General features: G+C 72.0%; 14 protein-coding genes and 1 pseudogene. 10 read left to right on the top strand and 5 right to left on the bottom strand.

Annotated elements, in window-relative coordinates:
* Positions 1-11: 11 nt before the first annotated feature.
* The 3 genes and pseudogenes from F4559_RS21330 to F4559_RS21320 all read left to right on the top strand — a co-directional run.
* Positions 12-440: a MarR family winged helix-turn-helix transcriptional regulator gene (locus F4559_RS21330; protein ID WP_184671303.1), complete on the top strand. Its 429-nt coding sequence runs from the start codon at positions 12-14 to the stop codon at positions 438-440.
* A gap of 28 nt (positions 441-468) precedes the next feature.
* On the top strand, positions 469-1,323 hold the full coding sequence (locus F4559_RS21325) for a DUF4231 domain-containing protein (protein ID WP_184671301.1): 855 nt from the start codon (positions 469-471) through the stop codon (positions 1,321-1,323).
* 323 nt (positions 1,324-1,646) lie between these two features.
* Positions 1,647-2,357 (top strand): annotated as a pseudogene (locus F4559_RS21320) (AraC family transcriptional regulator); the annotation flags it as partial.
* Here F4559_RS21320 and F4559_RS21315 read toward each other — a convergent pair.
* The 3 genes from F4559_RS21315 to F4559_RS21305 all read right to left on the bottom strand — a co-directional run bounded on the left by F4559_RS21315 (position 2,316) and on the right by F4559_RS21305 (position 4,462).
* A complete protein-coding gene (locus tag F4559_RS21315) occupies positions 2,316-3,272 on the bottom strand; it encodes an NAD(P)-dependent oxidoreductase (protein ID WP_184671299.1) in 957 nt (318 codons plus the stop codon). The pseudogene F4559_RS21320 and the gene F4559_RS21315 sit on opposite strands and share 42 nt — an antisense overlap.
* 69 nt (positions 3,273-3,341) lie before the next feature.
* Complete coding sequence (locus F4559_RS21310; protein ID WP_184671297.1) at positions 3,342-3,728, bottom strand: contact-dependent growth inhibition system immunity protein; 387 nt, start codon at positions 3,726-3,728, stop codon at positions 3,342-3,344.
* Between the two features lie 14 nt (positions 3,729-3,742).
* Positions 3,743-4,462 carry a maleylpyruvate isomerase family mycothiol-dependent enzyme gene (locus F4559_RS21305; protein ID WP_184671295.1) on the bottom strand — a complete coding sequence of 240 codons (720 nt, stop codon included), beginning with the start codon at positions 4,460-4,462 and terminating at the stop codon, positions 3,743-3,745.
* 78 nt (positions 4,463-4,540) lie between these two features.
* On the opposite strand from F4559_RS21305, the gene F4559_RS21300 reads away from it, so the two are divergent.
* The gene (locus F4559_RS21300; RefSeq protein WP_184671293.1) at positions 4,541-4,840 is read left to right on the top strand and encodes a hypothetical protein; all 300 of its coding nucleotides are present in this window, start codon (positions 4,541-4,543) and stop codon (positions 4,838-4,840) included.
* Here F4559_RS21300 and F4559_RS21295 read toward each other — a convergent pair.
* Entirely contained in the window at positions 4,738-5,511 is a 774-nt protein-coding gene (locus tag F4559_RS21295; RefSeq protein ID WP_184671291.1) for a cytochrome P450, read from the bottom strand. The two genes, F4559_RS21300 and F4559_RS21295, sit on opposite strands and share 103 nt — an antisense overlap.
* A 252-nt stretch (positions 5,512-5,763) precedes the next feature.
* On the opposite strand from F4559_RS21295, the gene F4559_RS21290 reads away from it, so the two are divergent.
* On the top strand, positions 5,764-7,176 hold the full coding sequence (locus F4559_RS21290; RefSeq protein ID WP_184671289.1) for a serine hydrolase domain-containing protein: 1,413 nt from the start codon (positions 5,764-5,766) through the stop codon (positions 7,174-7,176).
* Between the two features lie 27 nt (positions 7,177-7,203).
* Here F4559_RS21290 and F4559_RS21285 read toward each other — a convergent pair whose 3' ends face one another.
* Positions 7,204-8,061: a polysaccharide deacetylase family protein gene (locus F4559_RS21285; protein ID WP_184671287.1), complete on the bottom strand. Its 858-nt coding sequence runs from the start codon at positions 8,059-8,061 to the stop codon at positions 7,204-7,206.
* 389 nt (positions 8,062-8,450) lie between these two features.
* Between F4559_RS21285 and F4559_RS21280 the strand changes: the two genes are divergently transcribed.
* The 5 genes from F4559_RS21280 (at position 8,451) to F4559_RS21260 (ending at position 13,165) form a co-directional block, all read left to right on the top strand.
* On the top strand, positions 8,451-9,470 hold the full coding sequence (locus tag F4559_RS21280) for a DUF3500 domain-containing protein (RefSeq protein ID WP_312865750.1): 1,020 nt from the start codon (positions 8,451-8,453) through the stop codon (positions 9,468-9,470).
* 75 nt (positions 9,471-9,545) lie between these two features.
* Positions 9,546-10,901, top strand: a complete 1,356-nt coding sequence (locus F4559_RS21275; protein WP_184671282.1) for a ferredoxin reductase family protein — start codon at positions 9,546-9,548, stop codon at positions 10,899-10,901.
* Complete coding sequence (locus F4559_RS21270) at positions 10,898-11,293, top strand: FMN-binding protein (RefSeq protein ID WP_312865749.1); 396 nt, start codon at positions 10,898-10,900, stop codon at positions 11,291-11,293. Before F4559_RS21275 ends, F4559_RS21270 begins: the two co-directional genes overlap by 4 nt.
* Complete coding sequence (locus F4559_RS21265; protein ID WP_312865748.1) at positions 11,290-12,045, top strand: FAD:protein FMN transferase; 756 nt, start codon at positions 11,290-11,292, stop codon at positions 12,043-12,045. The genes F4559_RS21270 and F4559_RS21265 overlap by 4 nt, the downstream gene beginning before the upstream one ends.
* Positions 12,046-12,229: 184 nt before the next feature.
* Positions 12,230-13,165, top strand: a complete 936-nt coding sequence (locus tag F4559_RS21260) for an NAD(P)/FAD-dependent oxidoreductase (protein WP_312865747.1) — start codon at positions 12,230-12,232, stop codon at positions 13,163-13,165.
* The last annotated feature ends 9 nt before the right edge of the window (positions 13,166-13,174 follow it).

The following is a 13,174-nucleotide window of genomic DNA, read 5'->3' as shown; positions in this document are numbered from 1 at the left end:
ACGGTGTCCACATGGCGGACAGGTTGGGCTTCACGCTCGCGCGCCTCGGGCTCTCGGTCAGTGCCCGGCTGCACACGGCCATGGCCGTCACCGGCCTCAAACCCCGCCAGTGCCTCGCCGTCATGCGCCTGGCCGAAGGCCCGCTCAACCAGCTCGACCTGGCCCGCGAACTCGACGTCGACCCGAGCGTGCTGGTCGCCGTCCTCAACGACCTGGAGAACCGCGACCTGGCCACCCGGCGCCGCGCGCCCGAGGACCGCCGCCGCCACATCGTCGAGATCACCGAACGTGGGCGTGCCGTCGTCGCCGACCTCCACCACGCGATCGATACGGTGGAGCACGACCTGTTCGCCGATCTCGCGCCCGCCGACCTGACCCGGCTCGCCGGGTTGCTCGATCGGCTCGGCAAGACGGAGGACGCCCCCTGTTCGGAGGACTGAGAAGTCCACTGTGGACAAGGTGACGCTGATGACCGAGGACGCTTTACCCGGCTTCTTCCACGACGCGGAACGCGAGGCGGCCCGCGCCCAGTACCAGACCCTCTGGTGGAGCCGGATCAGGCTGGGCGGCGCGTTGCTCGCGGCCCTGGGCGGTGCGCTCACGTGGAAGGTCGACGGCTTCGAGGTGTGGGCGGCGGTCGCGGTCGCCGGGTTCTGCCTCGCGTTGGTGACCGAACTCCTGTTGGCGTTCAAGCGCCCCGAGCGCCAGTGGTACTCCGCGCGTGCCGTCGCCGAGTCGTTGAAGAGCCTGTCCTGGCGGTTCGCGGTGGCCGGCTTCCCGTTCGACGGCGCCGACGCCCGCGCGCTGCTGCGCGAACGCGCCCGTGGCATCGTCACCCGCTACGAAGGTCTGCACCTGACGGCGGAGAACCCTTACGTCACCGAGCGGATGCTCACCCTGCGCGCCGCGCCTTTCGCCGAGCGCAAATCCGCCTACCTCCAATGCCGCGTGCTCGACCAGAAGGACTGGTACTCGCGCAACGCCCGCAAGAACGAGGACCGCGTCAACCAGTGGCGTGCCGTGCTCATCGCCGGCGAGATGGTCGCGATCGTGCTCGCCGGGTGCCGCGCGTTCGGGGTGTGGGACGCCGACTGGTCCGGCGTGCTGGCCGCGCTGGTGGCCGGCGGCGCGGCGTGGATCGGGCTCAAGCGGCATTCCTCGCTGGCCACGACCTACTCGCTGGCCGCCCGCGACCTCGCGCTCATCCACGCCTCGCTGGTCGAGGCCGGCGAGGAGACGTGGCCCGCCGCCGTCGCGGAGGTCGAGGAGACGATCGGCCGCGAACACGCCCTGTGGCTGGCGACCCGGCCCGCCGACCAGTGAACGACCGGGCGAATCCGTGAACCACCCGCGTGGCCCAACGAAGGCCGTGTGGTCCGGCGTCGCGGCGTCCGAGCGGGTGGCCCGGCACGGTGGGCCGCGACGCCGCCGTCAGCCGGACGGCCCAGCGCGCGCACGGTCCGGCTCCTCCACCACGGGCGGAACCGGGTCGTTCCCTTTGCGGTCCGGCATGGGTGGTCCGACGATGGGAACGCCGAACGGCGCTGCGACATGCGCCGTTCGGACCACGTACGGCCACCGTGCCGGCCGTCCGGGCAGAACGGTCGTACGCCGGTCCACGCGCGGACCGGCGTTACGATCGCGGCATGGCCTGCCGACTCACCTTCGGCGGCGGTGCGCGGGGTATCGAACGGCTGGCGGCGGCCCTGGTCGACGAGGCGTTCTCGCCGCACCGCCACGACACCTACGCGATCGGGCTCACGCTCGCGGGCGTGCAGACGTTCCGCTACCGGGGCGAACAGCGGTTCTGCCTGCCCGGCCAGTGGCACGTGCTGCACCCCGACGAGGTGCACGACGGCGCGCCCGGCACCGGCGAGGGCTTCGGCTACCGGATCTTCTACCTGGACCCGGCGCTGGTGCAGGCCGCGTTGGGCGGCCGACCGCTGCCCTTCGTCGCCGATCCCGTGCTCGACGCCCCGCCGCTCGGTGCCGCGCTGGCGCACCACCTGCACGACCTGGACCGCCCGTTGGACGACCTCGAGGCCGCCGAGATCACCGCACTGGCGGCCGACCTGCTCGTGGCGCACGGCGGGCCGGCACGCGGACGCGTCGACCTGGCCGCCGTGACGGCGGTGCGCGAGCTGCTCGTCGACGACCCGACCACCCGCCACCGGGCCGCGGAGTTGGAACGCGTCTCCGGCCTGGACCGCTGGTCGCTCGCCCGCCAGTTCAGGCTCGCGTTCGGCACGAGCCCGACCCGGTTCCGCACCGCCCGGCAGCTCGACGTGGCCCGCGCCGCGCTGCTCGACGGGTCCTCACCCGCCGACGCCGCGCTGTCCGCCGGGTTCGCCGACCAGAGCCACCTCACCCGGATGTTCGGCCGCGCCTTCGGTCTCCCGCCCGCCGCCTGGGTGCGTGCGGTGTCGGCGGATCGCGTCGAGCACGGCGACGACGTCGTCACCGCCGCGACCGTGGGCGACGGTGTCGGCCATCAGCGCGTCGCACACGTCGAGCAGTGGTGACGCGGCACCGGCTTCCCGCGCGGCCTCGACGATCAGCCGGGTGTTCTTGAAGACGTCGGCCGCCGCGGCCTGCACCGAGTGGTCGCCGTCGACGATCTTGGCGGCCTTGGTCCGCGACACGGTCGACGCGATCGGCCCGGCGTCGAGGATCCGCCGCAGCACGGCCGGGTCCAGGCCGGTGGACTCGGCGAACCCGAACGCCTCCGCCAGGCCGACCATCGTGGTGATCAGGAAGACGTTCACCGCGAACTTCATCAGCGCGCCGCCGGGCACCGGCCCGCACTCGACGACCTCCGCGCACATCGGCCCGAGCAACGGCGTCACGCGCCGCACGTCCTCGTCCCGCCCGGCGATCATCGCGACGAGCGTCCCCGCCTCGGCCGGTCCGCGCGAACCCGACACCGGCGCTTCGACGTAGGCGCCGCCGTGCGCGGTCACGTCCGCGTCCAACGCCCGCGAGTAGCCCGCCGACACCGTGCCCATCTGGACGACGGTCCGCCCGCGCACCCGCTGCCCGAAACCGGGACCGTGCCGGTCGAGGACCGCGTCGGTGGCGCTCTCGTCGGCGAGCATGAGCAGGACGACGTCCGACCGCGCGAACAGGTCGGCCGGGTCGTCGGCCCGCTCGGCGTCGACCTCGGCGCATCGCGCCGGGGTCCGGTTCCACACCACCACCGGCACGTCGCCGCGCGCCAGGTTGCGCGCCATCGGCAGGCCCATCACCCCAAGTCCGGCAAACCCCACACGCACGGTGGAACCCCTTTCGTCGGCCGTGTTCCTACCGGTCGTGCCGCCCGGTGGTCTTGAACGTCTGTGCGTTCAGCGGGTCGCGTCGAGGAACGCGTCCACGTCGTCGTGCAGGCGCGCGGGCAGTCCGGCTTCGGTGACCACGGTCCGCAGCACGGCGGCGATCTCGGGCAGTCGCGTCCACACCGCGTGGTCCCGGGTCACGACGGCGAACAGCAGGTCGCCGTCGTAGTGCCCGCCGTTGACGAGCGGGTCGACGCGCAGCAGATCGACGGCACGCGGCAGCACGTGCTCGACGCCGACGTCGCGCAGGAGCAGCAGCCGCAGGTCGCCGGCGGTGAGCTTGCGGACCGGTTTGCGCCGCAACGCGTGCAGCACGGCGATCTCCCGGGGCGCGTCGCGCGCCGGTTCCGGCCACCGCTCGCCGTCCAGTTCCTCGATCGAGAGCTTGTCGGACATGAGGGGATTGTCCGTCAGAGCCTGATCCAGAACGCCGAGGCGTCCTGCCACTCGTGGAACAGCGCGGCGTCGCCGACGAAGTCCAGGTCGGCCGGTCGGCCGTAGAGGGCCAGCGCCAGGTCGGTCGTCGTGCCCCGCACGGTCACCGAGGCGTCGGGCCGCCGACCGGTCTGCACCAGCCACTCGACGGGCTCCTCGGTGTCCTCCAACCGGATCACGCCGTCCCGGAGCGCGGCGAGCGCCGGTGACCGGGACCGCGAGTGCGCCGACCGGCTGAAGCCGATCCACTCGTCCACGGCGTCGGCCGCGACCACGTGCGCCAACGCGTAGTCGCCGCCGACCGCGACGGTGGCGTCGTACCGGTGCAACGCGGTCTCGTGCATCATCCGCCGCGCCCAGAACGACGTCCGGTGCGGCGGCGGACCCGGCGTCCACACCGGCACGTCCGGACCGGACGTGCGCAACGTCCGCGCCAGCCGGGCCGCACCGTCGACGAGCCACGCCGCGTCCCCCTCGTCGGCGTCCGCACCGGGCACGCGCCGGTCGGCCCGGGTGCGCACGACCTCCTCGGCCCAGCGGTGCGCGCTCCCGACGTGCCCGAGCAGGCGGCCGAGCGTCCAGCCGGGGCACGTCGGCACGGGCGTCCCCGCGTCGGCTCCGGAGACGGCGGCTGTCAGCAGATCGGTCTGCCGCACGATCTCCGCGCAGCGGTCTTCGTAACCGAAAGGGGTCATACGATCACGGTAGGCGAAATTCGGAGGGCGGGTTCACGGCGACGTGCCGCGCCGGGGCGGGTCACCAAGGTGTCCGGCATGGCTCACGTTCCGGAGCTGGTCGAGAAGGTGCGGTCCGCGCCACTGGAGGACGCCGGCTTCGCGGAGACCGTGGCCGCCTTCGCCGCCGCGCTCTGGCGCACGGTCCGGGAGCGGCCCGCCGGCCACCGGCTGCTCAAGGAACTGGTCATGTTCGCGCTCCGCTCGCCCCAGTTGCGCGACACGCCGGCCGTGCACTACGTCGACATCGCGGAGGTGACGGCCGGGCTGGTCGCCGAGGCCGCCGCGCGCACCGGGCACGAGCCGGCCCGCCCGCCCTGCCGGACGTCCTCGGCGTAGCGGCCGGACGCGATCATCCCCGCGACCCGCGACCCGCCGTCGCCGCCGGTCTTCGCCTCGTACAAGGCGGCGAACGCGGCCTTTACACCCGGTGCCAGCCGCCTTCCGTCGCCGCACACGTGCACCCGTGCCCGCACTTCGTCACCCTCGCGGTAGCGGCGGGCGCGATCGCGGCGGAGGAACTCCATGCCGGGCAACGACTCGCTCTTGTGTCGTGCGTACGCCAAGGCGCCGGCGAGGGCTTTGACGAAGGGGTGCGGCTCGGGATCGCGGAACGAGCCGAAGTCGAACCCGCACAGGCCGATCGTGTCGAACGTCAGCCGGGTCAGGTCGGCCGCCACGTCGACCGGCCCGGTCGCGTCGTCCCACTTGCGCAGCAGGTCGCGGGCCACGCGGAGCATCGTCGGGTGGTAGCCGCGCATGGCGCCGAGGGAGAACGAGGGCAGCAGGACGTCGTGCGCCTTACGCCAGGTCGGCTCGTCGTTGAACGCCGTGAACAGGCCGTCCCCGGCGAGGTCGCGCAGCATGACCAATTCGGCGTGGACGTTCTTGCGGAACCGCGTCCCGTCGGCCAGTTCCGCGACCAGGTCGGCGCCCGTGACCAGGGCGAACTCCGAGTTGAAGATCCGCATCCGGTAGATCGGCCCGAGTTCGCGGGCCTCGGCCATCATCTGCCGGAGCCCGGCCGCGGGCTCAGGGCGTGGCCGACCAGCGGTAACGGGGTCCGCTGGGGGATCGGGACGGTCGTGGTCGTCGCGGTGCCTCTCGTCGACGGGGTACCCCGTCGACGGTGCGTACTGGCTTGTCACCCGACAATGTCCAATGACACGGTCATTCGCCCCTGTTCGGCGGTTGTCCGGCCGGTGGTGGACATCGGACCGCGGTCCGATGTATCGAGGTGTCCCGTCGTCCACGCTGGACTCATGTTCACCGCCGTGGTCGCGATCCTGCCACTGGTAACCGGATTCACCACACCGTCCACTGTGGATGATGTCGCGATCGACGCTGCGGTGGCCCGCTACCGCGACGTCGTCGCCGTGCCCGGCGTCGCCGTGGCCGTGACGCGGGGCACGGAAATCGTCCGGGTGGCCGGCTACGGGCACACCGCGACCGGTGAGCCGGTCACCGACCGCACGCCCATGCCCTTCGCGTCGTTGAGCAAGTCCGTCACCGCGTTCGCCGTCCAGAACCTGGCCCGGGAAGGACGGCTGGGCCTCGACGACCCGGTGCGCCGCCACCTACCGGAGTTCCACCCCGCCGATCCCCGCGCGGACGGCATCACCGTCCGCCACCTGCTCGCGCAGACCTCGGGCCTGACCGACGCCACCACGCCGCACCCGGACGTGCGGACACCCCGGGAACTGGCGGCCGGCATGGGCTCGGCGACGCTCGCATCGGAGCCGGGTGCGAAATGGGCCTACTTCAACGGGAACTACCAGCTCGCCGCCGCCGTGGTGGAGACCGTGACCGGGCAGTCCCTGGCCGACTACCTGTCCCGGACCGTGTTCGGCCCGTTGGGCATGGCCGACAGCGTGGCCGCCAACACCGCGCGTGACGTGCCGCAGTTCGCCCAGGGCCACGTCAAGATCCTCGGCCGGCCCGTGGCGGCGGCCGAGCCGCAGGACTTCGGCGGCGGCTCGGGCGGCGTGGTCGGGTCGGCCCGCGACCTGGCGGCGTGGCTGATCGCCGGGAACAACGCCGGTCGGACCCCGGCCGGACGTCAGGTCGCGGATCCGGCCGACGTCGAGGCCGCGCACACCCCGTCGGCGGGCTCGTACGGCTTCGGCTGGTACGTCGGGACCACCGGGTCGGGTGCGCGGCTGGTGGACCACGGCGGCGACCTGGTCACCTCGACGGCCTACCAGGCACTCCTGCCCGAGTCCGGCTACGGCGTCGCGGTCCTGGCGAACACCGGGACCCAGTACAGCGACGCGCAGCGCATCGGAGAGATGCTCATCGCGCTGCTCGAAGGGCGCTCCACGGCCCCGCCGACCGACGCCGATCTTGTTGTCGATGCCGTGATCCTCGGCTTGGCGGCGACGGCCCTGGCCCTGGGTGTGCTCGGTGTGCGGCGGGCCCGCCGCTGGGCGGATCGGGGCAAGGGCCGTCTGCGCCTGGTCTTTTTCCTGCTACCGGCCGTTCTGCTCGGCACCGCGCCCCAGATCATCTCTTTCCTCTACCGGGGCAGGACGGTGTCGTGGCCGCAGTTCGTCCTGCTGTTCCCCACCACTGCGATCCTGCCGGCCGCCGCGACCGTCGCCGCCGTGGTCACGGCCGCCGGCCGGATGGTGGCGCTTCGACGGCATTCCGTCCCGGCGACGCGTGCCGACGGGTGACCCGTCGGCACGCGTGCCGTCCGTGTGTCAGCAGGCCCCGAGGTCGGACCACACCCAGGGCGCGGTGGTCGGGCGTTCGACCCTGGCCCACCAGTTCGCCTGGTAGACGTGGCCCTCGTGGGACACCCGGCTGCCGCCCGGGTAGGACCGGTCGCGTTCCCAGGTCGGCGCGGTGCACAGCGACGGGTAGGGGCCGCCGGTCAGGCGGGGCAGGTCGAAGCGCCAGCCGTCGGCCTGCCAGCGGGGGATCAGCGTGCGGTACGCGGTCAGGGTCGGGCCGCGATCGCCGCCGTCGTGGCTCAGGATCACGGCCGTCGGGTGGAGTTGCGCGGTGAGCCGGTCGACCAGGACGTCGGCGGGGGAGCCGTCCCAGTCGCGCGGGTCGACCGACCAGGCCGCCGCGCTCATGCCCAACGAGGCCGCGACGGTCGCCGTGGTGCCCCAGCTCCCGAACGGCGCGCGGTAGTAGGGGATCGGCAGGTTCGGGTCGCCCGCCGCTTTCCTGATCGCGTCCGAGGTCGCGACCAGGTCGGCCGCCACCTCGTCCGGGGTCTTCGCGGCCAGGTCCTCGTGCCACATGGAGTGGTTGCACAGGGCGTGACCTTCCGCCGCGATGCGCCGGACCAGGTCCGGGTGGCGCTGGGCCTCGCCGCCGAGCACGCAGAACACCGCCCGGACCTTGCGCTCCCGCAGCAGGTCCAGCAGCGGCGGCGTCCACGTCGGGGACGGGCCGTCGTCGAACGTGAGCGCCAGCGCCCGGCCGTCGCCGCGCGTCGAGTAGACGATCTCCCCGGTCGGCCCGCCCGCCGCCGAAGCGGGCGTGACCACCGTCGCCAGGACGGCCATCGCGCCGAGGACCGCCATGCCGATTCCGAGCCTGGACATGCACACCTCCGTCGTGGGGTGAGCAGACCCTAGTGGTCTACACCACTGATCGGTCACGGCCGCGGCGGCGCCCCCGAAGTGCCGGACCGGGACGCCCCGTCCGGCCGGTCGGAGCCCCGGACACGTGTCCCACTTCCCGGCGGACCGATCGTCCGACCGCGGCGGCGACCGGCCGACGGAGCGAAGCTTCGGGAACGCCACGAAGGGGCCGGGTGATCCACACGTTCGGGGCGACCGTTCCGGTTCGGACTGCGGGCGGCGCGGGTGCCGGCTAGCGTCGCTGCGGTTCGGTGGTCGGCTCGGAAGGGGGAACGGTGCGGCGTCGGATGATGGCGGGGGCCCTGTTGGTGCTGGCGGTGTCGGCCTGTTCCGGGGGCGGTGGGGAGGACGTGGCACCGACCCCCCTGCCCACCGGGGGCGCCACGGCCTCCGTGTCCTTCTGCCCGGTCGCGTCGGCGACCACCGACGTGCCCGCCCCGGCCGGTGAAGCCGCACTCGCGGCGACGGAGTCGTTCCTGGCCACCCTGGACGACGGTCAGCGGACCGCGGTGCTCGCCGAACGCACCGACGAGGCCCTCGCCCGGTGGTCGGACCAGCCCGACCCGCTGTTCGACCGCGCCGGCCTGCGGATGGACGCCCTCACCCCGGCCCAGCGCGAAGCCGTGCTCAAGATCCTCGCCGCGGTCCTGAGCCCCGACGGGTACGCGCAGGTCAACGCGATCACCACGGCCGACGGGGTGCTCGCCGCCGGCGGTGTCGGCGACCTCGACCTCGGCGCCGACCACTACTGGATCAGTATCCTGGGTACGCCGGCCGCCACCGGGAAGTGGACCGTCCAGTACGGCGGCCACAACCTCGCGGTCAACGTCACCCTGTCCGGCAACGACCTCACGATCGCGCCCACGTTCTGGGGTGCCCAGCCCGTCTCCTACACGACCGACGGCATCACCGCCGAACCGCTGTGCGGCGAGGTGTCCAAGGCGTTCGACCTGGTCGGCACGTTCGACGACGACCAGCGCGCGGCGGCGGTCCTGCCCGCCCCGGTCGGCGAGGTCGTGCTCGGCCCCGGCCAGGACGGGAAGACGCTGGCGCCGGCGGGCATCGAAGGCGCCGCCCTCACCGACGGTCAGCGGGAACTGCTGCTCGCCCTGGTCGAGGAGTGGCTCCGGCCGATGCCCGCCGAGACCGCCGCCGCCAAGTTCACCGCCGTCCTGGAGAACCTCGACCGGACGACGTTCGCCTGGTACGGCGACACCAAGCCCGGTCAGCCGGTGTACTACCGCGTGCAGGGGCCGACGTTCACCGTCGAGTTCGCCTACCAGCAGAGCCAGGACGCCGAAGGTCTCATGCACATCCACTCGGTCTACCGTGAGCCCGGGAACGATTACGGGGCGCAGTTCGGGTCGTGATGCCCGGGGCGTCTCACAGCGGACGCACAGTGTTCTCCAGTGTCCTACCCAGACACTGCCTCGATCGTCGGACGCATGACCGCCGCTCGGAATCCCGACGCTGCCGTGCGCCTGACGGCCGCGGGTGCGCTCTATGGGGTGTTGACACTTGTCGTGTTCTGGTGGGCCGCGCGTGGTGGCGTCCAGCAGCTGGGAACCTGGGAGTCGGCGCTCGCCTCGGTCGGGCGGCTGACGGGGCTGGTCTCGTCGGTGCTGTTGCTCGCCCAGGTCGTGCTCATGGCCCGCTTGCCGGTGCTGGAACGGGCCTTCGGTCAGGACCGGCTCGCGGCGGTGCACCGGGTCGTGGGCTTCACGTCGTTCGACCTCATGCTCGCCCACCTCGTGCTCATCACGTGGGGCTACGCGGCCGGTGACCTCACGCGGACCCCGGCCACGTTCTGGGAGCTGGTCACGGAGTACCCGGGCATGCTGTTGGCCCTGGCCGGGACGGTGTGCCTGGTGCTGGCCGTGGTGACCAGCGTCAAGGCGGCCCGGCGCGCGATCCGCTACGAGTCGTGGCACCTGCTGCACCTCTACGCGTACCTCGGGGTCGGGCTCGCGCTCCCGCACCAGCTCTGGACCGGCACGGACTTCCGGTCGTCGACCGCGGTCACGGTCGCGTGGTGGGCGGCCTGGGGGGCGACGGTGGGTGCGGTGCTGGTGTGGCGGGTGGGCGTTCCTGTCCGGCGCAACATGCGGCATCGGCTGCGGGTGAGCCATGTGGTGCGTGAGGGTGACGGTGTCCACTCCGTACACCTGACCGGACGTGCGCTCGACCGGCTGGCTGTCGACGCCGGGCAGTTCTTCGGGTGGCGTTTCCTCGATCGAGCGGGGTGGACACGGGGCAACCCGTATTCGCTGTCCGCGGCGCCGGACGGTCGTGGGTTGCGTATCACGGTCAAGGAGTCGGGCGACAACTCCGCGCGGGTGGCCGAGTTGCGGGCTGGTACGCGTGTGGTGTTCGAAGGGCCGTATGGCCGACTTACCGGTCGGGCGCGGACCCGGTCCAAGGTCGTGTTGATCGGTGCGGGTGTGGGGATCGCGCCGTTGCGTGCGTTGGCCGAAGGGTTGGCGTACGCGCCGGGTGAGGTGGTCGTCCTGCACCGCTTCACCGGGCAGCCGTTGTTCGACGCCGAGTTCGACGAGTTGGTGCGGACGCGTGGGCTGCGGCTGGTCCGGTTGCCGGGGCGTCGGCGTGCTTCCGGGTCGTGGTTGGGGGCCGGCACGCCTGATGTCGATGATGTCGCCGCCTTGCGCGTGCTTGTGCCCGATCTTGTCGACCGTGACGTGTACGTGTGCGGGCCGTCGGGGTGGACGGCGACCGTGCGGCGGTGCGCGGAGAACGCCGGTGCGCCTGCCGATCGTGTGCACGTCGAGAACTTCGGGTGGTGAGATCGTCGCGGCGCATTGTCTTGTTCGTTCTGGGTACGGTCACGGCGCTGGTTCTGCTGTTCGGATATCCCACTTCCACGTCGGGCGCGAAGGACGTGGTGGTGTCGGCTCCGGCGGGTGGCGGGGTTACCGGGCCTGTCGTGCAGACCCGATGGGGGCCTGTCCAGGTGCGTGTGACGCTCGAGGACGGTCGTATCACCGCGGTGGATGTCCTCCAGTACCCGGATGAGAACTCCAAGGACGAGCAGATCAATGCTCGTGCGTTGCCGATTCTGGTGGATGCCACGCTCGATGCCCAGAGTGCGGACATCGACATGGTCACCGGGGCCACCGTTACGAGTGAGGGGTACGTGGAGTCCCTTCAAGGGGCGCTTGACGAGGCCGGACGGTGACCGGTCGGTATGTCGCGCAGGTCATGGGGATGCCGGTCAGCCTTGCGTTGCGTGGACGTCATGTGGCTGATGGTGTGGCGCGTGCTGCCTGGGATGCGGTCGTGGCCGAACTGCGTGCGGTGGATCGGGTGTTCAGTCGGTTCCGCACTGATTCGTTCCTGTCCCGGTTGGGGCGGGGGGAGATCGGTGTGGCGGACTGTCCGCCTGAGGTTGCCGAGGTGTTGGAACTGGGTGCTCGTGCCGAGCGGGAGTCTTACGGGGCGTTTTCGGTTCGTCGTCGTGTGGACGGGGAGTCGGTGCTGGACACCGACGGGGTGGTGAAGGGGTGGGCCGCGGAGCGGGCCGCGCGGTGGCTCGAGTTGCTTCCGGATACCGACTTCTGTTTGTCGGCGGGTGGGGATCTGGTGTGTCGCGCGGAGAGTGTGCCTTGGCGTGTGGGGGTGGAGGATCCGTTCGGTCCCGGTCGGGTCGTCGCGGTCGTGCCGGTGGTGCGGGGTGGGGTGGCGACCTCGGGTACGGCGCATCGGGGCGCGCATCTGGTGGATGCGCGGACGGGGTTGCCGGCGCGGGGGATCGCTTCGGTGACCGTCGTGGCGGATTCCTTGACCTGGGCGGATGTCGATGCGACCGCGGCCTGGGCGTTGGGGGGTGACGCAGTCGAGTGGCTTGCCTCGCGTGGTCGGGGTGGGTTGGTGGTGTGGGCGGATGGTTCGATCGCGGTGGTTTCTTCCGGCGGGGTTGTGGCCGGGTAGCTCGAACCCGCTTGGGTGCCGTGCTGCCCGTGCCCGGCACAGGGTTTTGTGCGGGCGGGTTGCGGGGGTGGCGGAAGGGTGCGTTCCTGGTAACCGGCGTTCGGTGCGTTCTTTGCCGGATCGGCAACTGACTTTGCCTATTCGTCGGGTCGGTCCGCATGGTGGTCGCGGAGGTGGTTCTCAAGTGGACTACGACGTGGTGGTGGTCGGTGGCGGTGCCGCCGGGTTGAGTGGGGCGTTGATGTTGGCCCGGGCGCGGCGGTCCGTGCTCGTGGTCGATGCGGGGGCGCCGCGTAATGCGCCTGCCGACGGTGTCCACGGGTTGCTCGCGCGGGATGGGGTGCCGCCGGCCGAGTTGTTGGCCGTAGGGCGGGAAGAAGTGCGGCGGTACGGCGGGCTGGTCGAGCGTGGTGAGGTGGTGGACGTTCGGCGGGTCGATGACGGGTTTGTCGTGGATCGGGGGGACGTGACCACTGTCCGTGCCCGTCGTGTGTTGGTGGCTACGGGGTTGGTCGACGAGTTGCCTGACGTGTCCGGTCTGCGTGAGCGGTGGGGGCGGGATGTCGTGCACTGTCCCTACTGCCATGGCTGGGAGGTGCGGGATCGGGCCATCGGTGTGGTGGCCACCGGCCCGATGGCAGTGCACCAGGTTGCGTTGTTCCGGCAGTGGAGTGCGGACGTCACGTACTTCGCGCACGTCACCTCGCCGTTGCCGGACGTGCAGGCGGAACGGCTTGCCGCGCGGGGGATCCGGGTGGTCGTCGGTGAGGTGGCGGCGTTGGAGGTCGCGGCCGACCGGTTGGTGGGGGTGCGACTGGTCGACGGTTCCGTCGTGGCTCGGGACGCGGTCGCGGTCGCGCCTCGGATGAAGGTGCGGGCCGACTTCCTGAAGTCCCTCGACCTGACGGCGGTCGAGCACCCGTCCGGGGCCGGCGACCACATTCCGGTCGACGAGTTCGGGCGTACGGCCGTGTCCGGTGTCTGGGCGGCCGGCAACGTCACCAACCCGATGGCCCAGGTCGGTGCCGCCGCCGCCGCTGCCGCCGATGCCGCTGCCCGGCTCAACGCGGATCTGGTGGAAGAGGACACCGACCGTGCCGTGGCTGCCTACCGCCGCTGAGAGGATCAT

The sequence above is a fragment of the Saccharothrix violaceirubra genome (assembly GCF_014203755.1).
GTDB lineage: Bacteria > Actinomycetota > Actinomycetes > Mycobacteriales > Pseudonocardiaceae > Actinosynnema > Actinosynnema violaceirubrum.
This window is presented reverse-complemented; position numbering and strand designations above follow the sequence as displayed.